Origin of the sequence: Pontibacterium sinense, from assembly GCF_015209595.1 — a bacterium.
Classification (GTDB): Bacteria; Pseudomonadota; Gammaproteobacteria; order Pseudomonadales; family Balneatricaceae; genus Pontibacterium; species Pontibacterium sinense.
Window position 1 is genome coordinate 23,963 of sequence record NZ_JADEYS010000005.1, and the last position, 24,436, is coordinate 48,398.

The window sequence follows — 24,436 nt, forward strand, 5'->3', positions numbered from 1 at the left end:
GATAATCGAGAAAACCGCTTATAACGCGCATTCAAGCCAAAAGGCATCCCTTCTGAGCAGTAAAGCTGAGCAATGATATGAGCGATACAAGAACTTTATATTTAGTCTCATCCCCATCATTGCTGGAAAATCTTGATTAAGTCAGAGCAATGACTGTAGACCCTCTGGTACGTGTCATCCTGACCCTTTCACTCCATGCGAAGTGAAAGGGTATTGCGGGACAACGTTATGGTTTGATAGCGGTCACGACGACATTACCTCCTTTGCCCGACATGCCGAAACTGGCGATGTAAAAGCGCCCTTCAGCGTCCCAGGCATTATGCCCACAGTGCAGTTCCCGGCCTTCTCCAACTGCCTCAGGTGCCAGCTGAGACAGTGGGGCGATTACTTCCGAGCGGCCTGCTGCGATATCAAAACGGTGTAAAAGGATATCGGGTGCACCAAGGTAGCGTTCATTCACCATGTAGATACTTTTCTCATCTGCAGAGAGTTGAAAGGTCCGCGTTGCCAGTCGTTGTTTTTCGTGGGGGGCCGGAAAACGGACCTGACCGAGGTATGTCCATTGCTCTGCGTTGTGCGTCTCGCGCCATCGATAGATACGTCCATTGTTATCCGACATATAACAGCGCTTACCTGAAGGGTCACATTGTCCGACCTTTGGGATGCGACCGATAGGGGCGGATTTCAGGCCTCCCTTAACCTGTTGTTTTTTCTTACCCTTCTTGCGAGGGGGCGGGCCCTGCAATTTCCAGTCATCCATGGTGCCGAATGTATTGCTGTCTGGATCAAAGTAATGGATACGCTTGAACCAGCCGCCGCGTCCCTCCATCGCAAAGTAGACCCGACCTCGACTGTTCACCCACATGAAACTGTCTGAAGGCAGATAGTTTTTCTTTAATTCTGGTGGGCGACCCAAATCTTCAGTGGTTTGGGTATGCGGGTCAAAACGTACCAGATGTCCCTTAGGTACTGCTGCGCCATAGAGACGATGATGCTTAGGATCAGCGATCAGATACTCCAGCTGAAACGGAGAAGCCGTTCCATCAGGGGCTTGTGCAGACAGGTCTTCGAACTGCCCGGTTGAGGGCCGATAACGGTACCAATGGAAACCACGTTTCTTGGCATAACCTTGGTTGTAATAGGAGTAGTTCAGCCCGCCCAGATAGATGTCTCCATCTAGATAGGTTGGGCGTACATGGAACTTCTCCAGCGTTTCTCCGGCTTCCCAGTTATCGACCTGTATTGAGGCTTGTTGGGCATCACCTACATAGCGAAATACCTGATCATCGGTTCTCTTTTCAAAAAGTGCGGAGTTGGTTTTGTGATCCGATGCAGCGATATAGATTGAACCGTCTGGAGTACTGCCCAGGGCATACCAGCACTGGAGAGGATCTAGCCCTCCCGGTGTTGACGGCAATCGAAAGGATTCCGCTGTGGGGGCCGACAGGGCTTGTGGTGACAGGCATAGAATCATTGCGGCCAAGGCGGATCTCAGAATGTGCTTAAGGATTCTTGGATGGAACACTAGCCACCTCCATTGAGTGATAAGAGTGCTTGCTGCTCTCGATAGCGAGGGTTGTTGGGACTCAGTTAGTTCGCGTGAATATTTCATGGTTGCTGCACCCTCAATGATGAACGTTGCATACAGGCGGTTCCGTTGGCATTCACTGCATGAGTGATTAACCAGTAGTCGCCGGGCTGATCGGGAGCGCTCACCCCCATATTTGGAGTTGTAGAGACCAGATCGGGCGTAAGCAGCGTGCTGGCCGGTTGTGTACGCACATGAGCTGCGACGGGCCAGAAATGGCTGCCGTAACGTACCTGCTTTAACGTCTGTTCAGATATCTGCAATTGCAGTGGTGTCCCCGGTGTTACCTGAATGCGAGAAGAAGGGGTGGCCTTGCAGATAGGTGCGTCATCCCAATCGTCCCCTTGGTAACGTTGTGCGATTGCAACGTATGCTGCGCGGGGATGATCGCCGTATGAGAGATTCCACCAATGGAGGTCGTCTGGTTTAGGATCACCCAAACGGAACACAAAGGCTCCCAGTGTCTGCTTCGACAGTGATTCCAGCTGGTCGAGGCGCCGTACGTAACGCTTGGTCTTAGCCTGATCCGTTGGGGTGAGCGGATACCCCAGCGCATCCAGACGCATGTCTTCAGGCCGCCGTGGTCCGAACTCCGTAAAGAGCAGGGGGCGCAATTCGCCTGATAGCTGTTTGCGGCGTTGTAGCTTACGTGGGTCGCTGTAGAGGTTGATACCAATGATATCGAGACTCTTTGCTGACTGGGCCAGCATCTGCAGATCGACCGATTCCGCTGCGGCGTAACTCACAAGGTGGTCGGGGTCGCGTGTTTTGATCTCTTTGATCAGGCTTTCGAGAAAGATCAGAAAACCTGTGCGTTCACTCGGACTGTCAGCGGAGTGCAGCACTTCGTTGCCCACCACCCATAACAGCACAGCAGGGTGTTTTCGTAACTGATCAACCTGTGTCAGGATGTGTGCACGTAAACGTACGAGTTCTTCCGAGTTGGGGTTTTGATAGAGCGACCTCGCTTTCGGGTGCGGTAGCCAGATCCCGACGGCTACTTGTAACCCTAATGCTGCGGCTCGATCCAGATAGCCTGTGTCCGTATGGGTTAGCCCCCAGGTTCTGACCGTATTGGCGCCCAGTTTTTTAGCTAAATGCAGGTAGTCCACACCACCCGTACCTTCAGCTTTGGCGCAACCCACTCCACGAATCTGATAGGGTTGGTCATTGACCAGAAGCTGCCAGTGTTGACGAGAATCGGTATCTCCGTTGAGCGCTTCCAGACGGGACGGCAAACCGTAAGCGGACTGTATTGCCAGGGTCAGCAGACCCAGTGACGACAATGTCAGCGTTTTCTTCAGATTGTTCATTTGCCCAATCCTCCCGGGCTCTGTGTGGTACGTGTGATCCAGCCCTGCTTGTTCATCGTGACGATGGCCAGAAGGTGAACGAACCACAGCATCAGCAGATAAAAAGGCAGTACCAATAACAGCCACCAGTGCTTACCGGGGCGCGCGCGACGGATAGCTCCGAACGCGGGTAGTCCACGTATCATACGTGTGAGCAAGAACCCAAACATCAGAACCCCGACTCTCGCGGCTATCTCGGCATATTCGTTGCCGAACCAAAAAAAATGGCCGCTTGAAATACTGAGTCCCAGCAGGGTAAAAGCCAGCCCGACCATAAAGGTATTTACCCAGGAACTTAGCATGTGCCAGGTTGCCAGTGGGTAGCGTCTCCAGACCCAGAGGCGGTCCCAGAACAGTGCCCGAAGCGTGCGCCGTCCCGTGTTTCTATACCAGCGTGTTCGCTGCAGCAGCAACGCGCTCATACTGCTCGGCGAGATCGTCTCGACCACTGAGGTGGATTGATAGAACGTCAGCCATCCTGCTTCGAGCAGCAGGCTGGTCATACGTCCGTCATCGCCAGATACGCAACGTTTACCCAAAAATATTTCATGGGTCAGGTGTTCCAGAAGCGGGAAATACCGCTGCGCGACGGTAGGCCACAGTGCGCCCTGACAGTACCGTCACCTGCGATGCTGCACTCAGTGCTGGATAGGTGAATCCGTACTTCACCTTCTCGCAGACAAAATCAAGAAAGGTCCAGAGGCTGCGCTTGGGGTCATGCACCTCCTGATCACCAATCACGCCGCCGATCCGTGGATCGGCAAAGGGTTTAATCAATTCATCTAGACTGTCTGGGCGTATGAGAACATCGGATTCAATAGAGACCACCACATTACACCGGCTTTTCTCGATACCGTGGCGCAGAGAAAAGCGTTTACCCGGCGTGTCTCCCACTGTGGTGATCATCCGCTCATCAGAAGCGAAATTCTGGTTCAGCCAGTCGGGTAGGTCCGGTTCACGCTGGTCACAAACCACAATAACCTCCGCGACGCGTGAGGTGGGTTGAGCAAGGACGCGGGAGACTGCTTGAAACAAGATAGATCGGTCTTCGTTATAAACTGGCATCACGACAGAGATAGCCTCATCGAAATGGGTTCGCTTGGGTCGATAGCGCCCACACAATATGAGCTTAAACGTCCACTGACACCAAAAGTAGGCGATGACGAGTAGGTAAAGGCTTATCGCCGGATCATTCATTAGTTCACGAATTGCGGAAATCATAGATAACTCCGTAGTTAGGTGGAGGGGTGGAATAGAAAACCGGCAGACGAGAGCTGCCGGACTGCATGTGCAGTCACCACCATAGAAAGGGAAAGGCGGGCAGAACACGAGGGGGAAATGGGTATTTCAGGAATTGCAGTGTGAGGTGCTGAGATCTTTAAAGTAGCGGTCGCTGAGAGATGAATTTTCCGCAGGAATAACGTAGATATGCTTATAAACGTGTGGGAATCTCTGAAACAGTACGATGAGTGGATGGGGAGAGAAATTCCGGCAAAGCCGCGTCATATTTGTATAATGGTCTCTTTGAAACCTGCGGCTTTGATAGCCCCGCGAACAACTGAGTAGCGATATGAGCGATAAAGGAACTCTGTATGTAGTCTCGGCCCCATCCGGTGCCGGTAAAACCAGTCTGGTTAAAGCGCTGCTGGAGCGCGATAGTCGTGTGCTGGTCTCTGTCTCACACACCACCCGTGATATGCGTCCGGGGGAAGTGGATGGTAAGGACTACAACTTTGTCGATATGGATCACTTCAATCAGATGATCGGCGAAGGGGCGTTCCTTGAGCATGCGGATGTCTTCACCAACAAATACGGCACTTCACAAGTGTGGGTTGAAGAGCAGCTGGCTCAGGGTATGGATGTGATTCTGGAAATCGACTGGCAGGGCGCTCAGCAAGTACGCCGTCTGATGCCTGAGTGTCTTTCCGTATTTATCCTGCCACCATCGCAGGAAGAGCTGCGTCGCCGTCTAACCGGTCGTGGTACCGACAGTCAGGATGTGATTGATCACCGGATGTCTCAGGCTGTGAGTGAGATGAGCCACTACGGTGAATATGACTACATGATCATCAACGATGACTTCGATACTGCCCTGAATGAATTGGTGGCGGTGTTTCTGAGTCGTCGTTTGGGGCAGAATCGTCAGTCCCAGAAACATCAGGAATTGCTGCAAGGACTCTTGTCAGCTTAACTATTGACCAGTAGAATGCCCGGTCTTTCGAAAAACCCCTAAACTAGAGGCTGAACATGGCTCGCGTAACCGTTGAAGATTGCCTGGATAACGTTGATAACCGCTTTGAACTGGTGATGGTCGCTTCTAAGCGTGCGCGTCAACTGGCTACCGGTGGTAAAGAAGCAAAAGTTGAGTGGGAAAACGACAAGCCAACCGTTGTTGCTCTGCGTGAAATTGCTGAAGGCCACGTAGATAAAACTGTTCTGGACGAAGTTGAAGAAGACTAACTCTTCCCCAACTCTGTTTTATACGGCATCATTCCAACTATCGGACAAATAAGTGCTTTTTTGCACTGACGGTATTGTGGAGGGGTGATGCCGACCATCGACGCACTTTCTGAACGCTTAACTGAATATCTGGATCCGCAACAGATCCGGCAGGTGCGTCGTGCTTATTTTTATGCCGAACAGGCTCACGAAGGTCAGCGCCGCAAAAGTGGTGAAGCCTACGTAACTCATCCGCTGGCTGCAGCCAGTATTCTCTCGACCATGCATATGGATCATCAAAGCCTGATGGCTGCGATGTTGCATGATGTGATCGAAGACACCGAAGTCTCCTATGATGGCGTATGCTCCCAGTTTGGTGAGTCAGTCGCTGATATTGTAGACGGTGTATCCAAACTGACCCATCTGGAATTTGAGACCAAAGCGGAAGCGCAGGCGAGCAACTTCCAGAAGATGGTGTTGGCCATGGCCGAAGATATTCGCGTCATTCTGGTTAAGCTGGCTGACCGTTTGCATAACATGCGGACGTTGGGCGCGATGCGCCCGGATAAGCAGCGCCGTATCGCCAAGGAAACGCTGGATATCTATGCACCGATTGCCGGTCGATTGGGTATGCGGGATGTGCAGATCGAGCTGGAAGATCTGGCCTTTCAGGCACATTACCCAATGCGCGCGAAATATATTCGCCGTGCCGTCGTACAGGCACGTGGTCAGCGCAAAGATGTGATCAGCTCCATTCAGGACACCATCAATCAGCGTCTGCGTCAGGAAGGCCTCAATGGCACAGTGACGGGGCGTGAAAAGCATCTCTATAGCATCTACAACAAGATGAAATCCCAGAATAAATCGTTTGCGGAGATCATGGATGTATTTGCCTTTCGGGTTGTGACCGACAATGTGGATGATTGTTACCGTGTTCTGGGGGCCGTCCATAATCTTTATAAGCCCGTTCTGAACCGTTTCAAAGATTACATCGCTATCCCAAAATCCAACGGCTACCAGTCACTGCATACCGACCTGTTCGGGGCGCGTGATATCACCATTGAGGTGCAGATTCGCACCAAAGAGATGGATGCCGTGGCGAGTCAGGGGGTCGCGGAGCACAGTCACTACAAAACGTACGGCGATTCCGACAGTGCCGTGGGCTCGTATAAACGTGCCCGTAAATGGGTACAGGGCCTGCTGGAGATGCAGCAGCGTGCCGGTAACTCGATGGAGTTTATCGAAAGCGTTAAGGAAGACCTGTTTCCGGATGAAGTCTATGTCTTCACCCCTCAGGGACGGATTCTGGAGCTGCCAGCCGGATCGACGCCGGTTGATTTCGCCTATGCCGTGCATACCGATATTGGTAACTCCTGCGTATCCTGCCGCGTGGATCGCCGTTTAGCGCCGCTGTCTCAGGCGCTGGAAAATGGCCAGACGGTTGAAATCATCACAACGCCAAGTGCACAGCCGAATATGGCTTGGCTCAACTTTGTGATGACCGGCAAGGCACGTACGGCGATACGTCACTTCCTTAAAAATCAGCAGCGTCACGAGTCGATTGATCTGGGACGTCGTCTGTTGAATCAGTTCCTGAGCAAGTACGGTGCAAACGTGAAAGACGTGGATAACCGTAAACTGCAGGAGCTGTTGGACGAAGCTGAATTTAAGTCCCTCGATGATCTGCTGGAAGATATCGGTATGGGCAATCGTCAGGCGTATGTGGTGGCCCGTCGTGTGCGTCCCGAAGCGGAAGACGGTGCGGAAGAGCAGCGTGAAAGCCCGCTGGCGATTAAAGGTACCGAAGGAATGGTGTTGCAGTACGCGAAGTGCTGCCGTCCGATTCCGGGTGATGAGATCATTGGTCACATCAGTGCGGGTAAAGGGTTGGTCATCCACCGTACCGCCTGCCGTAATATCGGTTATCTGCGTGACGATCCGGATAAATGTATTTATCTGGAATGGTATGACGAACTGAAAGATGAGTTTGTTGCGGATCTGTCCTGTGAAGTTGAATCACACCGCGGCATCATCGCCGAACTGGCCACCATGGCGACCTCAATGGGTGCTGATCTGTTACAGATCGACATTGATGATCATGAAGGCAAGTTGGCGAAAGTGAATATGGAGCTGCAGGTCAGTGACCGTATCCATCTGGCGCGGGTGATGAAAAAGATCCGTGCGCTGAAAACCGTCAATCGGATCGTGCGCAAGTAACGGGCATTACTCGCACACTACGATCTTTGTCAGGTTTTATGTTCCTCAGGGCTGGATGACTATTCGCCCTGAGCACTCCCCTCACGGCGGTTATCAACCGCACTGTGCCAGATCCCATCTTCGTCTTTGTGCATACCGTGTAAGCCGCTATTCAGATCGCGCACTTTAACGGTATGTCCACGTGCCTCGAGTGCCTCCGCTAACTTCGTCGCGTCGGTGTTTTCCTCCAGTTCGGTCAGGCTGTTGCGGTTGCTGACGTGGGGCAGGTTAACGACCTGTTGCAGGGGAAGTTTGTGATTCAGGCTGACTAATAAGCTTTGTGCCACATAGTTGATGATACGGCTGCCACCGGGAGAACCAATCGCGGCGATCAACTGGTCATTCTGGTCAAACACCATAAACGGTGACATTGAGCTACGCGGACGTTTACCCGCTTCTACCCGGTTGGCGATCAGTTCGCCGTCCTTTTCAGCGACAAACGAGAAGTCAGTAAGCTGGTTGTTCAGCAGGAACCCTCCGGCCATTAACGTTGAGCCAAATGCCATCTCAATACTGCTGGTGACGGAGATCGCGTTCCCCCACTGATCGATCGCGACAAAATGACTGGTCGACGGCAGTTCGGGGGATTGGTCATCACGGCGGTTGAGGGCTGGCTCAGGTGTTCCTGCCTGGGCGGTGCCTGCGTCCTTGTCCAGACTCAGCAACTGACGGCGTTGCGCCAGATAGCTTTCATCCAGCAAACCATCAACTGGGACTTCGACAAAGTCGGTGTCGGCCAGATAGCGGGCGCGGTCGGCGTATGCCAGACGGGAGGCCTGAGTGAACAGGTGGTTGAACTCGACGCCCTTCGGGTCAAGTTCTGCCAGCGGTTGTTGCTCCAGCAGTTTCAAAATCTGTAACACGGTGACGCCACCGGATGTTGGGGGTGGGAATCCACAGACTTTATACGTCAGGTACGGGCGACAAAGCGGATCGCGTTCTTGTGCACGATAGTCTTCAAGATCATCCAGACTCAGGTGACCGGGATTATCCGTTGCCTGTTGTACTGAGGCGATGATCTTGCGTGCCAGCGGACCACCGTAGAAGTAACCGGCTCCACTGCGGGCGATACCTGCCAGTGAGTTGGCTAAGGTTGGATTTTTCAGCACAGTCCCTACAGGAAGTGGTTCACCTGCATCGGTATAGAAATAGGCCCGCGTGGCAGGGTAGCGATTCAGTCCCGGGTTAATGTCCGACTTGATCAGTTCATGCAGTCGGGGGCCCACCTTAAAGCCTTTACGGGCTTGTTTGACCGCGTCGACATACAGAATATGCCACGGGGTTTTGCCGTGTGCCACGTGTGCCGTTTCCAGCATCTTGAGGACGCCGGGTGTGCCAACCGACCGGCCGCCCACTAAGGCGTGATACCAGTTCATCGGTTTACCATCCGGTTTGATAAACAGGTTTTCATCGGCGGTGGCCGGAGCTGTTTCACGTCCGTCGTAGGCATGCAGCTGTTTGTTTTCGTTATCCCAATACAGCATAAAAGCGCCGCCACCAATGCCCGATGACTGGGGTTCCACCAGTGTCAGCATGGCTTGAATCGCTACGGCAGCATCTACGGCCGAACCGCCGTTTTTGAGCGCTTTGTAACCCGCCTCTGTGGCCAGTGGGTGGGCAGATACCGCAAGAAACTTCTCGGCCTTAACGGTCTGGCTCTCTTGTTGGCCGGTTGCTGTTTCTGGGACCTGATCTTCATTGACGGCCCATAGGGGTGAGGAAAAGAGCAGAAGAGCCAAAATAAGGTGGCGGAACATGGATAACTCCCGGAAATAGGTAAAAAAACGCCGGATACATTGCTGAACGCTATATATTTACGGTAGGTTAGGCGTTAACGAACACTTTGTCATATATAGTTCGGGATAGCCTTGCTACCCGAGGTTCGAAGCCCTGCCCGCAGAGGATCCCGCGGTCAGATTATAAGACGTAAATCCTAGCTGGAGAGAGTACATTGTCTGTAGGCGTTCAAGCTGCACCTATGGGGCATGATGGTAGTTTGGCCCGTCTGGTGTTGATGCATGATAAGGATGGTAAGGTTCTGGCATTGCTACCGGCCACAACCCTACTGAATCTGGCAAATGTCTGGAAACTGACGGGACGCCAACTGCAACCGGTTAAAGGTGCAGATGCTGAGCGTTTCTTCGGTCAGGATGCGGTGCAGTCTCAAAGCGGTTTTCGTAAATTGGCAACCTTACCTCTCCTGCCTTTGCTGGTGGACGAGCGTTGCCTGCAGTATCCAACACTGCAGGTTAATGAGCCGTACTCAAAGACCACTTGGGAGGTTGCTGCCAGCCTGCTCAGTGATGCGTCGCATGGCAAGCTGGCGACCGATGCAGATGAAATAGCGCTGCAAGCACCACAAGGTGACGACGAGACGGTGATTACCAGTGCCGTGAAGAAATTCACGAAGCTGCGTATTCAACAGCGTCTGGAAGACACGCTGGGTTTGCCGTCTATGTCGCCAACCACTCAAAAAATTCTGATGCTGCGCTCTGATCCAGAGGCGGATGTACATGCGTTGGTCGAGGTTGTGCGGGTTGACCCAAGCCTCTCCGCACAGGTGATGAGTTGGGCAGCTTCGCCGTATTATGCGGCGCCAGGTGATGTCAATTCGATCGATGATGCGGTGATCCGTGTGCTCGGTTTCGAGTTAGTGGTGAATATGGCGTTAGGGACGGCGATGGGTCAGATGCTGACCGTGCCGACCAACGGTCCGCGTGGTGGTACACCGTATTGGTTACAGTCGGTTTATTGTGCTGCCTTGTCTGAGCAGTTATGCAAAAAAATTCCTCAGGAACAGCGCCCTAAGCCGGGTCTCGCGTATTTGAGTGGTTTGCTGCATAACTTCGGTTACTTGCTGTTGGCTCACCTGTTCCCACCGCAGTTTGCATTGCTGGCCCGTTATATCGAAGCCAATCCTCACTTTAGTCTGGAAGCGATTGAACAGCAGGTGATTAATGTCACCCGTGAACAGATTGGCGGTTGGTTGCTGTCTAGCTGGACGTTGCCGGAAGAGGTGTGTGACTCAATTCGTTATCAGAATCACCTTGAATACGATGGTGAGCATGGGCCTTACGTGAAGCTGCTGTATGTAGCGAACCGACTGTTACGCCAGCAAGGGCTGAGTGACGGTCCGGTTGAGCAGATTTCGGATGAAGTCCTGGCTGATCTGGGGCTAAGCGCTGAGGTGGCTGCTGAAACGGTACAGGAACTGCTTAACGATGATGCAGCGATCCGTGAACTGACGGCGCTGCTTGAAGGTGGTCAGAGCTGATTGCTCTGGCCACCGCCTCTCTTTTGTATTTAAAATTTTCTCGTATTAAGCGGCAATCGGAGTGCTGCTTAACTTACGGTCTTTAACCGCTTAGCTCCGCTTCCAGAATCTCAAGTGCTTCCTGCTGTTCCAGCCATTGCTCTTCAGTATCTTCTGCATTGCGTTTCAGTTCGGCCTGCTTTTGTAACAGTGCCTTAAGCTCATCCTTGCGGCTATCTTCATAGAGTGTCGTATCGGATAGCGCCTCTTCAGTATCAGCCAGCTCGGACTGGTATTTATCCAGTGCCTTCTCCAGCTTGTCGAGTTGCTTCTTTAACGGACTGAGCTGCTTGCGTTTGTCGGCTTCCAGCCGCTTCTGTTCTTTTTTCTCGGCGGCGCTGAGAGAGCGGTTTTCCCGTTCGTTCGCGGGTTCGCTACTCGCCTGTTGCTGACGTTTGTTCTCTGTTAGCCAGTTTTGGTAGTCGTCCAGATCACCTTTAAACTCTTTAACGGCTCCGTCGGCAACCAGCAGGAACTCGTCTACGGTATTGCGCAGTAAATGGCGATCATGTGATACCAGAATCAGCGCGCCCTCAAAGGTTTGTAGCGCCAGTGTCAACGCGTGGCGGACTTCAAGATCCAGATGGTTGGTCGGTTCATCCATCAGCAGAAGGTTGGGTTTCTGCCAGGCGATGATCGAGAGCGCGACGCGAGCCTTTTCGCCGCCGGAGAAACGTTTTACCGGATCCAGCGCGGCATCGCCGAAGAAACCAAAGGTCCCCAGGAAGTCGCGGATCTCCTGGTCGGATGCCTGTGGTGAGATGCGTTTGATGTGCAGCAGGGGGGAGGCATCCAGATCCAGCGCTTCGAGTTGGTGCTGAGCGAAGTAACCAATCTTCAGGTGTTCACCGCTGTGGGGTTCACCACTGACCAGCCCGATGTCGCCCACCAGGGTTTTGATCAGTGTAGATTTACCCGCACCGTTCGGCCCCAGAAGCCCGATACGGGCGCCAGGTTGTAGGTTGAGGGAAACATCCTCAAGGATCACTTTGTCGCTGTAACCGCATTGTGCGTGGCGCAGCCCCATTAGCGGATTAGAGATCTTCTCTGATTCGCGGAAGGTAAATGAAAATGGACTGTCCACATGGGCAGGGGCGATCTTCTCCATGCGTTCAAGTTCTTTGATCCGGCTTTGCGCCTGCTTGGCCTTGGTGGCTTTAGCACGGAAGCGACGGACAAAGTCCTCAATTTCGCTGATGCGAACCTGCTGTTTCTCAAACGCCTGTTGCTGTTGAGCCAGCTTGCTGGCACGCAGGACTTCGAACTGGCTGTAGTTGCCTTTATACAGCTCGATTTTCTGGTTATAGAGATGAGCAATATGTCCCACCACATTATCCAGAAAATCCCGGTCATGGGAGATCAGGATGATCGAACCCTGATACTGGCGAAGCCACTGCTCCAGCCAGATCGTTGCGTCCAGATCGAGATGGTTGGTCGGTTCATCCAGCAACAGCAGGTCGGAACGGCACATCAGTGCCTGGGCCAGATTCAGTCGGATACGCCAGCCACCGGAGAAATCTTTAACCGGGCGCTGAGCGTCTGAGGTACTGAAGCCAAGACCGGCCAGCAGTTGGTAAGCACGGGACTCGGCCGTGTAACCTTCAATAGCTTCCAGCTCTGCGTGTAACTCAGCGATTCGGTGGTTGTCATGTTCCGCTTCGGCCCGGTCCAGATCAATCTGCACCTGACGCAGTTGGGGATCGCCGTCGAGAACGTATTCCAATGCGCTGCGATCGGTGGCGGAGACCTCTTGCGCCATATGCGCAATGCGCAACTGGCCGGGCAGGTAGAGATCCCCTTTATCGGCATGAAGTTCGCCCAACAGCATCTTGAACAGGGAGGACTTACCCACGCCGTTTGCGCCGATAAGGCCGACCTTCCAGCCGCTGTGGATTGTAAGGTTGGCATCCTCTAGTAGAAACTGGGTGCCGCGGTGTAAGCTGATGTCTTGTAACTGAATCATGGGCGCGGATTGTAGCATAGCAATGAAACTCGAAAACGATCTTTGGCACTACGCGTTACGTCTTTATAGCCAGCCGGGGGTGGAGTCCGCCTGTCTTGAGCTGCAAAAAACAGGGTTAAGCATCAACCGTCTGTTGTTCTGTTTATGGCTGGGGCAGGACGCCGGGCGTCAACTGGATCTGACGGTATTGCAAGGCGCAACAGATTGGCAGTCAGAGATCACCCATCCGCTGCGTGCGCTGCGCTATAAGGTGCGCACGTACAAACAACAGGATGAAACCTATCAGGCGTGTTATTCAGCGATGCGCAAAGCTGAGTTGGCGTGTGAGCAGCTGGAACTGGCGCTTATGTATGATGTGGCGGAGCAGATGCTTAAGGGGGAGGCGGGTAGTTCTTTGGTGCTGGAAAACCTTGCGGGTTACTTGAATGGTTGTACACTGAATGCGGCCCCTTCGGTGACCGCTGCGTTTGAACCGTTACTGCAGGCTGCTTTACCGGAGATGCCCGAGGACTGGCAGCAGATATTGTCGCTCCCAGTCGAATAGATTCACCCTAAGGGATCTGTGGGATTGAACTTTCCTTCATCTGACCCCACTAAACATCCATGTGGAAAACACAACAAGGATAAAATGATGAAAAAAACCTGGCTGGCTGCCGCTCTTGCGACAGCGCTAACTGCGCCTTCGGCGTTTTCTTTTGAACTGACGACCGAACAGCAGAAACTCAGCTATAGCCTGGGCCTGATCGTGGGTGGACAGCTTAAGCAGGATGTTCAGGATGTGGATCTGGAAGCGTTTCAGGAAGGTTTGCAGACCATCTATACAGATGGCGAGCCACTGCTGACTCCGGATCAAGTGAATCAGGTGATGCAGGCATTCCAGCAGCGCAAAATCGAAGAGCAGCGTCAGGAAGTTGCTAAGCTGGCGCAGGCAAATATGGAAAAAGGTCAGTCTTACCTGACGGATAACGGTAAAAAAGACGGCGTGATGACCACCGAATCCGGTCTGCAGTATCAGCAGTTGAAAGCCGGCAACGGTAAGAAGCCACTGGCGACGGATAACGTACAGGTGCACTACCGCGGCACACTGGTTGACGGTACCGAGTTTGACAGTTCTTACTCCCGTGGTGAGCCGGTTACTTTCCCTCTGAACGGTGTTATCGCAGGCTGGACCGAAGGTGTTCAGTTGATGGACGAAGGTAGTAAAGCGCGTCTGGTGATCCCGTCGGATCTGGCTTACGGTCCGGGTGGTATGGGCAACGCGATCGGTCCAAACGAAACTCTGGTGTTTGAGATCGAGCTGCTGAAAATCATGCCAGCAGCAGAGGCCGAAGCGGCTAAATAAGTCGTTTTATAAGATACAAAAAAGGCTGTGCTCCATTGGGGCACAGCCTTTTTTATGGGTCCGTTTTCAGACGTATTTATTTCAGCACGTTCATGATGCCGTTGGAGCTGAGCGCGAAGTATTGTCCGCTGCCAAAGCCCACAGCATAAATACCGGCATTGACGGGGCCATACGGGTCACGGCGATGAATACGCCAGGCTTTGATCTCTTTGCCGCTACGGACATCCCACAGCTGCACCAGACCTGAGACAGTCCCTGTCAGCAAGCGATCACTGTTTTTAGAGAAGCGAGCGCTGAGATAGCTGATCCGTTTCTTAAAAAAGTCACCAGAGGTACTGAGCGAGTGCTTGATCTGTCCGGTGTTGGTATTCCAGATAACTGCTTTATCCAGGCTGCCAGAACTGAATGCCCACTGGCTATTCGGTGACAGGGCGACCGTATCGACCACATTACCGAATTCCAGCTCCTGCAACAGTTCACCACTTTCCACATTCCAGAGCTTCGCTTTGTATGCATCAGATCCGGTGATGGCCAGTTGGGCATCCGGACTCAGGTCAACACTGCGCACCCGTCCATCGTGACGGAAAACACGGCGTTCACCGCCGTTTTTAGCGTCAAAATAGACTGCGGTATGGTTTGCCAGACCCAGCAGGGCAAAATCCCCGTTGGGAGACAGATCCATCTGCAGAATTTCTGCGGGTGAACTCCAGAACCCTGCGGGCTGCCCGTTAGCGATATTCCATAGCACCAGATCCTGCTGGTTCGCCGTCGCCGCATAGGTTTCATCCGGAGAGATTGCGGTCGCAGCGATCAGGCTAAATTCTTTGGCTTTATGATTCCAGTTGAACTCACGGGCATGTTTCTTCAAGTCCCAGAGGCTGCTACCGTGGTTAAACGACCCCAGTGTGGCATAGCTCCCGCTTTCTGAAATCGCGGCAGAGTACGCACCTGTTGTTGCGTACTCTTTCCAAACCGAAGGAGGATTGCCACTGTTACAACCCGTTAAAATCAGGGCAAGTGAAAGACCTGCCAGAACAGGGTGCGCGCTGCGCATCGGTACCGCCTTGTTGTTCTGCTGTTATTCGGTTTCGGAAACCAGATTGGAATGCGAGGTGTGCAGCACTTCAATCATCTGATCTTCCAGTTCAAATCGTTCTTCCAGCTGTTCACCCAGACTGGATAGGTCATGCGCCATCTCGGCAACAGTGCGTACCGTCAGGACTTCAATGGACGCATACTGGTCATTAAAATCCAGTGCTGCATCAGTACTGAGCTGGATGCGTGGGAAGAGCTTCTGAGCTTCTTCAACACTGCCATCATCAAACTCACTGCCTTCGCGCAGCAATTGCTCGTAAACCTCAAAGTGCCCGGAAGAGAGGTAATCAACAAGCAGTTCACAAAACTTCTCCACCTGCTCACTGAGGCCGTTGTCGACAGGTTGCTCTGGCAGGTGTACAAATGCGCTGATCAGCTGCTGTCGCTCTTCTAACCAGTGATCAATGATGTCGCTGACACCACCCCAACGTTCTTTGGCGTTGCGGCATTTTTCCAACATCGTGCGCCTCCTTTCATTTTTTTGTATGAGAGAGACTCACATAATAGGCCCAACCGGAACAGCGGTGCAACATGGCGATGACTGGCAGGAGCAGGTTATACTGAGCGCTACTGCCGAGCTGAGTGAATGGATAGCGGGGAGAGAGACTTTGAAACAATTGTTTTTAGTGCTGGTGTTGGGTTTATTCTTGCAGACTGCCTGGGCTGCTGATGAAGAAGCCGTACCAGAAGATTACGTGAACTACATCGAACTGAAGCCATTTCTGACGAACTACGGTGAACCGGGAAAGGTTAGTTTTGTGAAATGTGAGATCACCATTCAGGTGTCGTCTCCTGCTGCGCACCATGCAGTGAACTTTCATATGCCGCATATTCGGAATGACATTGTATTTTTGCTGAGTGATCAGACCGAGACTCAGATGATGTCAGTAGAAGCGCAATCGGACTTGGCGAAAAAAGCACTGAAGCTGGTACAGAATATATTGGTCGAGGAGGAGGGCGAGGCTTTTGTCAGCGACCTGTTCTTTACCAGTTTTATCACCCAGTAAGTTATAACGGCGATAGTGTTAGCACAAAAAAAGCCCGCCCCAAGATGATTGGGGCGGGCTTTTTAATAGCCGCTAGCGTAGGTTAGCCGGCCAGATATTCAGCCAGATATTGATCAAAGTCCTGCGTGTCACTGGCTTCGATATCGGTTTGCTCCTGCACAGACTCAATTGCCTGCTGAGCCAGATACTGGCTGCCCTGTTCGCTAAGCTGGTGTCCCAGCAGCGTATCGCGATGCTTGGCGCTTTGCTGCAGTACAAACTGCTCGTAGCTGATACCGTCCTGCTGCAGTGCAGCCAGGACCTGAGCGGAGGGAGTCAGTGCCGGATTATCCAGCTTCGCGCGCTGCGCGGTGATACTGTCGCTGTAGCGTGTAGAGCCATCGACCGTATCCATCATGTTGGCCGTGAGCTGAATCTTCTCCAGCAGTTCGTAGCCCCACTGAATCAGCTCGATCTCATCATCTTTACGCTGCAGCTTCAGGCCGGGTTCGCGTCCGCGGGTGACAACCAGGTCGTGGTTGTCATTGATGCGTTCGCATTCACAATCGCTGATTTCTGAATCGTCAGCCAGCAGACAGGTAATCAGAAACAGGTCGATAAAGTCGGACTGGGTCTGATCAATGCCTAACGGAAGCATTGGATTGATGTCCGTGTTACGGACTTCGATATATTCCACGCCACGTTCTTTCAGTGCGTGCAGTGGTTTTTCGCCGGAGTGGGTGACCCGTTTAGGACGGATGTCACTGTAGTACTCGTTTTCAATCTGCAGGATATTGGTGTTTAGCTGACGGTAGCTACCGTTTACTTTTACACCGATCTCTTCATAGGCCCCATACGGTGTATTGATCGCCTGGTGCAGCGAATCCGCATAGGTGGCCAGATGGTTGAAGCAGATATTTAGCGATGCCTGCGCCTTGTTGGAGTAACCCAGATCGCTCATGCGCAGCGATGTGGCATAGGGCAGGTACAGGGTGTCTTTGTCCAATTCTTCCAGATCGTGCTGTTTGCCCGCCATAAAGGATGCCGATAGCACGGGAGACGCGCCAAACAGGTACAGTAATAACCATGAATAACGACGGAAGTTACGGATCAGGGTGAAGTACGCTGCCGAACGGAAATCCTGTAAACGGTCATTGTTGTTGCAGAATTTTTGATATTCCGGCCACAACGCTTCCGGCAGGGAGAAGTTGTAATGAATACCGGCGATGGTTTGCATCATTTTGCCGTAGCGGTAGTTCAGACCTTCACGATATACCGATTTCAGTGTGCCAACGTTGGAGCTGCCAAAGCGGGCGACCGGGATGGCGCTTTCATCAGGCAGATGACACGGCATACTGGCAGACCAGATCAGTTCGCCATTTAACTTGGTGTATGTGAAGTGATGCAGGTCCGTCAGAAAATCCAGCGCTTCACCGGACTGTTTGAACACCGGCGTAATAAATTCCAGCAGCGCTTCAGAGTAGTCGGTGGTGATATGACTGTGGGTCAGCGCGGAGCCAAGTGCAACAGGGTGGTCTGTTTCTGCCAGCTGACCCTGTAGGTCAACGCGCAGACCTTCCTTCTCAATGCCGTGGAGAATCCCTTTCAGCAGAGGGGCGTGGCCCTGATTGCTCAGCCATTCCAGCTTCTGTTCAAATGCTGCAGACAAGGTGCTGTCCTTCCGTAAAAATGTAAAGGTCGCCCATTATAGATGAGCCGTTTATAAATTACCGTAGTGTAACACTCTGTTTTACGCTTAGTGTCAATGCGCGTAAAGGCCAAATATCGTCATGACTTCCAGCCCGCTGCGCGGAACTTATCGGCCAGACTGCCTTTGGGTTGGGACTGCTTCGGCGCAGATTTGTTCGTTTTTGAACGATTTTCTGTATGTGGCGGTGTCGCTGTCGCCGACTCATTTTTCATCGAAAGAGCGATGCGTTTGCGCTGAATATCCACTTCGGTGACACGTACCTGAACAATATCACCGGCTTTGACCAGCTCATGCGGGTCTTTGATAAAGCGGTTGGCCAGCTGGGAGATATGCACCAGCCCATCCTGATGAACACCAATATCAACAAATGCACCAAAGTTTGTGACGTTGGTAACAACGCCCTCCAACTTCATGCCCGGTTCCAAATCCTTCATCGTTTCAATACCGTCACTGAACTGCGCTGTGCGGAATTCCGGACGCGGGTCGCGGCCGGGTTTTTCCAGTTCCTGCAAGACGTCTTTCACCGTGTAGTGGCCAAACCGGTCAGAGACGAACTGTTGTGGATCGATCTGCTGCAACCGTTCGGATGCACCGATCAGCGCATCCTGTTTGCAGTTCAGTGCCGTCGCGATCTGTTTGACCAGTGCGTAGGACTCGGGGTGTACCGCCGAGTTATCCAACGGATTATCACCGGAACGAATCCGCAGGAAACCTGCACACTGCTCAAAGGCCTTGGGCCCTAAGCGTGGCACCTTTTTCAGTTGGTTACGATTACAGAAGCGACCTGTTTCATCACGGAAATGGACAATATTGCGGGCCGTTGTTGTGTTCAGTCCCGCTACTTGTGTCAGCAGTTCCACTGATGCGGTGTTGATATCCACGCCCACGCTGTTAACGCAGTCTTCCACCACGGCATTGAGCTGATCTCCCAGCTGATTCTGATCCACATCGTGTTGATACTGGCCCACGCCGATAGCCTTAGGTTCAATTTTTACCAGTTCAGCGAGCGGGTCTTGTAAGCGTCGGGCGATGGAGACCGCACCACGGATGGTGACATCCAGATCAGGAAACTCGTTTGCCGCTTGTTCCGATGCGGAATAGATAGACGCCCCGGCCTCGCTGACCATCACGGCAGTCAGGTCCAGCTGCGGGTATTTCGCGATCAGCTCTTTTGCCAGCTGCTCGGTCTCACGTGAGGCCGTGCCGTTACCAATGCTGATCAGTTCTGCGTGGTGAGTCTGGGCCAGCTTAGCCAGTGTTGCCAGTGCCTGATCCCACTGCTTTTTTGGCGCGTGCGGATAGATCGCGCAGTGCGCCAAAAGCTTCCCGGTGTTGTCGACGACGGCGACTTTGACACCCGTACGCAGGCCCGGATCGAGACCAATCGTGGCACGGGGGCCTGCGGGGGCCGCTAGCAAAAGATCATGCAGGTTACGACCAAAAACGCGAATCGCTTCGGCGTCGGCATGCTCACGCAGGCGCTTGAGCAGGTCGGATTCCAGTTGAGACTGAAGCTTCTGTTTCCAGCACTGACTGATGGTTTCACTCAGCCAGAGGCCAGCACTGTTTTGACTGGGATTGAGGCGGTGAACACGACGGATCTGCTCTGCCGGGTACTGTATATCCGCGTCTTCAAGCGCTAATTGCAGCCGCAGAATTCCCTCTTTGTTCCCGCGCATCAGGGCCAGGGCGCGATGGGAGGGAACCTTACGAATTGCTTCGTTGTAGTCAAAGTAATCGCGGAATTTGATGCCTTCCTGTTCCTTGCTCTTGACCAGTTTGCTGCGCAATTGACCGCGGGACCAGAACCATTCGCGCAGTTTGCCCACCAGTTCGGCCTGCTCTGCGAACTGTTCGATTAGAATATTGCGAGCACCGTCCAATGCCTGCTCCGAACTATCAACGCCTTTATCACTATCGATAAACGGGCGAGCCAGCGACAACGGGTTGTCATGGCTGCCTTTCAGCAGCTGCTGAGCCAAGGGTTCCAACCCGGCTTCGCGTGCTTTCTGTGCTTTTGTGCGCCGTTTGGGACGGTACGGCAGGTAGAGGTCTTCCAATGCACTTTTGCTGTCGCTGCTCAGGATCTGCTGCTCTAACGATGGCGTGAGTTTGTCCTGCTCGCGGATACTGTTGATGATCGTTTGTTGACGGTTATTCAGTTCGCGCAGGTAACCCAGACGCTGAGACAGCTGGCGTAACTGGCTATCGTCCAACGCGCCGGTGATCTCTTTTCTATAGCGGGCGATAAAAGGCACGGTAGCACCTTCATCCAGCAGTTTAATGGTCGCTTCGACCTGTTGCGGACGAACCTGAAGTTCATGGGCGATCAATTGGGCAACTTGCATGGAGATCTCTTTAGTGCAGCGGGGAAGGGAAGAGCAAAGACACCCGCACAACAGAGGCTGTGCGGGCGGTAGTGATGATCAGGAAACTTTCAGCACCTGCATGGAGTTGGTGCCGCCGTGTTCACCCAGCTGGGCACCACGGGTCAGAATCACCAGATCACCCGGTTGTAGCTGATCTTTCGCTTTCAGACCTTCCAGAATTTCACGGTTTAGGTCAGCTTCGTTGACCGCTGTGGAGTCAAAGAACATCGGCTCTACGCCACGGTACAGCGCCATACGGCGTAGCGTACGGTCATTGCGGGTCAGCGCATAGATCGGCAGGCCAGAACGGATACGGGACATCCACAGTGGTGTGGAGCCGGATTCGGTCAGGCAGACGATCGCTTTGGCCCCCACCAGATGGTTGGCAGTGTACATGGCAGAACGTGCAATGGTTTCATCGAAACGTTCACAGCGCTGGGTAATCCCGGTTGGCGCCGGACGTGACAGCTGATGTTTCTCCGCACCCTGACAGATGTGGGTCATCGCTTTCACCACTTCGATCGGGTTGTTACCCGCAGCGGTTTCCGCTGACAGCATCACCGCATCGGTGCCATCCAGAATAGCGTTTGCCACATCGAATACCTCGGCGCGGGTCGGCATCGGGTTTTCGATCATGGTTTCCATCATCTGGGTGGCGGTGATAACCACGCGGTTCAGTTCTCGGGCACGTTTGATAATGTGTTTCTGCACGCCGATCAGCTCTGCATCGCCAATCTCAACACCCAGATCACCTCGTGCGACCATGACGCCGTCACAGGCGAGAATCACATCATCCAGAGCTTCGTTGTTGGCGACGGTTTCGGCACGTTCCACTTTTGCGATAATTTCCGCCAGAGAACCGGCATCGTCGAGCAATTTGCGGGCTTCACGCAGATCATCGCCGGAGCGAGGGAAGGATACCGCAACGTAGTCCATGCCGATCTCTGCCGCGACTTTGATATCACGACGATCTTTATCGGTTAGCGCCGCGGCAGACAACCCACCACCTTGACGGTTGATGCCTTTGTTGTTGGACAGCGGGCCGCCGATCAGAACTTTTGTTTCAACACGACTGCCATTGATAGCAACGACTTCCAGCTGTACACGACCATCATCCAGCAGCAGGACGTCGCCGGTGTTGCAGTCTTCCGGCAGCTGTTTGTAGTCGATGCCGACCTGAGTCTGGTCACCGGCGTTGGTTTCCAGTGTCGCATCCAGCGCAAAACTGTCACCGACGGCCAGCTGGATTTTATCGTTCTGGAAACGGGCGACGCGGATTTTTGGGCCTTGCAGGTCACCCAGAATCGCAACAGGCAAACCGAGGCCACGGGAACATTCACGTACCGCCTGTGCGCGGTTGCGGTGGTCATCTGCGCTGCCGTGGGAGAAGTTCAGGCGGACCGTGTTGACGCCGTTGCGCAGCAGTTCTTTCAGTACGCCCGGTTTATCCGTTGCCGGACCCAGTGTTGCTACAATTTTGGTACGTTTTAGCATTAGGCTCTCTCGATTTATAAAAAGTGCAGACAGTGGAGGGCCGGTTATCCGGTCTTATTGTTGGCAGTTGCGGTTTAATACAACTGCAGATAAGTACAAGTATGGGGCTCAATAGGGACAACATTAGGGCTCTGACTGCAGTATTTCAAGTTCTTCCGCTTCAGCGCATAATAAGAAGCCCTTGTGGGGTGCAGACCTCTCTCATTCGGTTCACGTCTGGTTATCCGCGCCACACTGCGGAGCTGTTGGCGTCTTATAATGTAAAGGTAATGAACAGCTTAGGCCCCCTAATTCAACCCTGGCGCAAGCACCGACTGCTGATTACGCTGATGGCAACCATCGCGTTTGTGCTGATTGTCGGACAAACTGCCTCGCTCAGTCGCAAGCAGGCGATGGATACGTTGCAGACACGTTCGCAGGCGGACCTGAGCCGTTATGTCCTCAGCCTGCAGCAGAAACTCGACCGCTATAACAAACTCCCCAGCCTGCTCTCTACTCACTCTTTACTCCAGGATGTCCTGCGTAAACCCGGCAATGCGGCAGCCCGCAGCGCAGCCAATGTGTATCTGGAGTATGTTTCCAATACCGTAGAAGCGGCGGACGTGTATCTGATGGACAGTCAGGGGATCACGGCGGCTGCGAGTAACTGGGCAGAGCCGCGCTCGTTTGTGGGACAGAACTACAGTTTCAGACCCTATTTTCAGGATGCCATTGAGGGCCGACCGGGGCGTTACTTCGCGCTGGGCACAATGTCGTTGCGACGGGGGTACTACTTCTCTTATCCGGTGAGTGTGCGTGATGAAATTATCGGCGTGGTGGTGGTCAAAATTGATCTGAATGAGATCGAAGACGACTGGAGTGATCCCGCCCAGCATATTCTGGTAACGGATGAAGATGGTGTGGTGTTCATCTCCACGCAGGAACAATGGAAATTTCGCACCTTGAAGCCGTTGGAACCGCAGGATATGCAACGCATCGTTGATAGCCTGCGTTACGGTGATCGGGAGCTGCATGCGCTGGAAATCATTGAGCGTAAGCGGCGCCAGGATGGCAGTCAGCTGATAACGTTGATCGATGGAAAACGTATCGATAATGCGGCACTGGACGGTATTTCACCCAACCAGTATCTGTTGCAAAGCCGGATGATGCCCGACAGCGGCCTCAACGTGGTAATCCTCGCCAGTACCCGAGAGGTCAGTAAACAGGTCTTTAATGCCGTGGTGCTGGCTTCGTTTGTCTACGTAGCGCTGGGTTTGCTGGTGCTGTTCCTGTTGGCACGGGAACGTATCAAGCGTGAACGGGAACGTTTCAAGCAGCACCGGACCGCAGCCCTGGAGGAGAATGAATCCCGCATCCGGGCCATCATCGATAATACTCAGGCGGGCCTGATCACGTTGGATGACAAGGGACGCATCGAATCACTCAACACCACCGCTGAACGTCTGTTTGGTTACAGCGAAGAGCATATCCGGCAAGAGTATTTCAGTATTCTGGTGTGTTACCGTGACCGCCGCGTGTGCTGGGAACATATCACGGCCTCCGACGAGACGCGTGAATCTGAGCTGTTTATTGAGGCCTATGGCTGTCGCAAAAATGGCAGCAACTTCCCCATTGAACTGATCATCGGACAGATGCAGGTGGGGGGCGTAAAGCGCTTTATTGTGACCATCCACGATATCACCGAACGCAAACTGTACGAGCAGGAGCTACAGCGGGCGCGGGATGAGCTGGAGTCGCGTGTTGAATCACGCACCGCTGACCTGACATGCGCCAACGAAAAACTGATCGAAGAGGTCGAACAGCACCGCAATACGCAGAATGAGCTGATTCAGACGGCGAAGCTGGCAGTGCTGGGGCAGATGTCGGCCGGTATCAACCACGAGCTGAACCAGCCTCTGACGGCGATCCGTGCTTACGCCGATAATGCCCGGGCATTCCTCAATATGGGCAAAACGGAGGTTGCCGCCTCCAATCTGGATGAGATTGGCGGGCTGACCGAACGGATGGCGAAGATTATTCATCCGCTGAAAGAGTTTTCCCGTAAGAGCTCGGGGCAACCTGAAACAGTCTGCCTGCAGGCGGTACGTGATGGTGCTATGTCGATTATGTATGGCCGCCTGAACAAACAAGGTGCAGAGATCAGCTGGCCGCCACATCTGGAAAAAATCTATGTCATGGCGGACATGGTGCGGTTGGAGCAGGTGATCGTGAACCTGATCAGCAATGCCTTGCAGGCGATGGATGAAGTTGAACACAAGCGCATCGAAATCGACGTACAGCAGCAATCAGACACGTTAACGATCCGCGTGCGTGACTTCGGTCCGGGAATTCCGGCCGATGAATTGGGGCGGGTATTTGAGCCTTTCTTTACCACGAAACAAGCGGGGCAGGGGTTAGGCTTAGGTTTGTCGATCTCCCATCGGATTATCGAAAACCTGAACGGCCGCCTGAGTGTGGCAAACCACCTTGAGGGTGGAGCAATATTTATAATCGAATTACCACTGGCGCAGGTTGCGGGGATTGAGTGA

Annotated in this window: 19 protein-coding genes; 8 read left to right on the plus strand and 11 right to left on the minus strand. The window is 53.2% G+C overall.

Going from position 1 to position 24,436, the window contains the following annotated elements:
- Positions 1-226 precede the first annotated feature (226 nt).
- From IOQ59_RS06140 to IOQ59_RS06155, 4 genes are all read right to left on the minus strand, one after another.
- Positions 227-1,525 carry a hypothetical protein gene (locus IOQ59_RS06140; RefSeq protein ID WP_193952398.1) on the minus strand — a complete coding sequence of 433 codons (1,299 nt, stop codon included), beginning with the start codon at positions 1,523-1,525 and terminating at the stop codon, positions 227-229.
- An 83-nt stretch (positions 1,526-1,608) separates the two neighbouring features.
- Positions 1,609-2,901 carry a glycoside hydrolase family 2 TIM barrel-domain containing protein gene (locus IOQ59_RS06145; RefSeq protein ID WP_193952399.1) on the minus strand — a complete coding sequence of 431 codons (1,293 nt, stop codon included), beginning with the start codon at positions 2,899-2,901 and terminating at the stop codon, positions 1,609-1,611.
- The gene (locus tag IOQ59_RS06150; protein WP_193952400.1) at positions 2,898-3,479 is read right to left on the minus strand and encodes a glycosyltransferase family 2 protein; all 582 of its coding nucleotides are present in this window, start codon (positions 3,477-3,479) and stop codon (positions 2,898-2,900) included. The genes IOQ59_RS06145 and IOQ59_RS06150 overlap by 4 nt, the downstream gene beginning before the upstream one ends.
- 7 nt (positions 3,480-3,486) lie before the next feature.
- On the minus strand, positions 3,487-4,161 hold the full coding sequence (locus IOQ59_RS06155) for a glycosyltransferase (protein ID WP_193952401.1): 675 nt from the start codon (positions 4,159-4,161) through the stop codon (positions 3,487-3,489).
- Positions 4,162-4,510: 349 nt separating this feature from the next.
- Between IOQ59_RS06155 and gmk the strand changes: the two genes are divergently transcribed.
- From gmk to spoT, 3 genes are all read left to right on the plus strand, one after another.
- The gene (gene gmk, locus IOQ59_RS06160) at positions 4,511-5,131 is read left to right on the plus strand and encodes a guanylate kinase (protein ID WP_193952402.1); all 621 of its coding nucleotides are present in this window, start codon (positions 4,511-4,513) and stop codon (positions 5,129-5,131) included.
- A 56-nt stretch (positions 5,132-5,187) separates the two neighbouring features.
- On the plus strand, positions 5,188-5,400 hold the full coding sequence (rpoZ, locus tag IOQ59_RS06165) for a DNA-directed RNA polymerase subunit omega (protein WP_193952403.1): 213 nt from the start codon (positions 5,188-5,190) through the stop codon (positions 5,398-5,400).
- Positions 5,401-5,487: 87 nt separating this feature from the next.
- A complete protein-coding gene (gene spoT, locus IOQ59_RS06170; protein ID WP_193952404.1) occupies positions 5,488-7,596 on the plus strand; it encodes a bifunctional GTP diphosphokinase/guanosine-3',5'-bis pyrophosphate 3'-pyrophosphohydrolase in 2,109 nt (702 codons plus the stop codon).
- Positions 7,597-7,655: 59 nt separating this feature from the next.
- Here spoT and ggt read toward each other — a convergent pair whose 3' ends face one another.
- Complete coding sequence (gene ggt, locus IOQ59_RS06175) at positions 7,656-9,392, minus strand: gamma-glutamyltransferase (RefSeq protein WP_193952405.1); 1,737 nt, start codon at positions 9,390-9,392, stop codon at positions 7,656-7,658.
- A gap of 194 nt (positions 9,393-9,586) precedes the next feature.
- Between ggt and IOQ59_RS06180 the strand changes: the two genes are divergently transcribed.
- On the plus strand, positions 9,587-10,909 hold the full coding sequence (locus IOQ59_RS06180; protein ID WP_228050728.1) for an HDOD domain-containing protein: 1,323 nt from the start codon (positions 9,587-9,589) through the stop codon (positions 10,907-10,909).
- 82 nt (positions 10,910-10,991) lie between these two features.
- Here IOQ59_RS06180 and IOQ59_RS06185 read toward each other — a convergent pair whose 3' ends face one another.
- Complete coding sequence (locus IOQ59_RS06185; protein ID WP_193952406.1) at positions 10,992-12,911, minus strand: ATP-binding cassette domain-containing protein; 1,920 nt, start codon at positions 12,909-12,911, stop codon at positions 10,992-10,994.
- 22 nt (positions 12,912-12,933) lie between these two features.
- On the opposite strand from IOQ59_RS06185, the gene IOQ59_RS06190 reads away from it, so the two are divergent.
- Both IOQ59_RS06190 and bamJ read left to right on the plus strand, forming a co-directional pair.
- A complete protein-coding gene (locus tag IOQ59_RS06190; protein ID WP_193952407.1) occupies positions 12,934-13,455 on the plus strand; it encodes a TIGR02444 family protein in 522 nt (173 codons plus the stop codon).
- 84 nt (positions 13,456-13,539) lie between these two features.
- Entirely contained in the window at positions 13,540-14,253 is a 714-nt protein-coding gene (gene bamJ / locus IOQ59_RS06195) for a BamJ family beta-barrel-assembly machinery protein (protein WP_307726995.1), read from the plus strand.
- Positions 14,254-14,329: 76 nt separating this feature from the next.
- On the opposite strand, the gene IOQ59_RS06200 is transcribed toward bamJ, so the two are convergent.
- Positions 14,330-15,307 carry a WD40 repeat domain-containing protein gene (locus IOQ59_RS06200; protein ID WP_193952409.1) on the minus strand — a complete coding sequence of 326 codons (978 nt, stop codon included), beginning with the start codon at positions 15,305-15,307 and terminating at the stop codon, positions 14,330-14,332.
- A 24-nt stretch (positions 15,308-15,331) separates the two neighbouring features.
- The gene (rsd, locus tag IOQ59_RS06205) at positions 15,332-15,808 is read right to left on the minus strand and encodes a sigma D regulator (protein ID WP_193952410.1); all 477 of its coding nucleotides are present in this window, start codon (positions 15,806-15,808) and stop codon (positions 15,332-15,334) included.
- 148 nt (positions 15,809-15,956) lie between these two features.
- Between rsd and IOQ59_RS06210 the strand changes: the two genes are divergently transcribed.
- The gene (locus IOQ59_RS06210) at positions 15,957-16,355 is read left to right on the plus strand and encodes a flagellar basal body-associated FliL family protein (RefSeq protein ID WP_228050729.1); all 399 of its coding nucleotides are present in this window, start codon (positions 15,957-15,959) and stop codon (positions 16,353-16,355) included.
- An 82-nt stretch (positions 16,356-16,437) separates the two neighbouring features.
- Here the strand turns inward: IOQ59_RS06210 and gshA are convergent, their stop codons facing one another.
- The 3 genes from gshA to pyk all read right to left on the minus strand — a co-directional run bounded on the left by gshA (position 16,438) and on the right by pyk (position 21,908).
- Complete coding sequence (gene gshA / locus IOQ59_RS06215) at positions 16,438-18,003, minus strand: glutamate--cysteine ligase (RefSeq protein WP_193952412.1); 1,566 nt, start codon at positions 18,001-18,003, stop codon at positions 16,438-16,440.
- A gap of 119 nt (positions 18,004-18,122) precedes the next feature.
- The gene (locus IOQ59_RS06220; RefSeq protein ID WP_193952413.1) at positions 18,123-20,393 is read right to left on the minus strand and encodes a Tex family protein; all 2,271 of its coding nucleotides are present in this window, start codon (positions 20,391-20,393) and stop codon (positions 18,123-18,125) included.
- A 78-nt stretch (positions 20,394-20,471) separates the two neighbouring features.
- On the minus strand, positions 20,472-21,908 hold the full coding sequence (pyk, locus tag IOQ59_RS06225) for a pyruvate kinase (RefSeq protein ID WP_193952414.1): 1,437 nt from the start codon (positions 21,906-21,908) through the stop codon (positions 20,472-20,474).
- Between the two features lie 269 nt (positions 21,909-22,177).
- On the opposite strand from pyk, the gene IOQ59_RS06230 reads away from it, so the two are divergent.
- Positions 22,178-24,436: an ATP-binding protein gene (locus tag IOQ59_RS06230; RefSeq protein WP_193952415.1), complete on the plus strand. Its 2,259-nt coding sequence runs from the start codon at positions 22,178-22,180 to the stop codon at positions 24,434-24,436.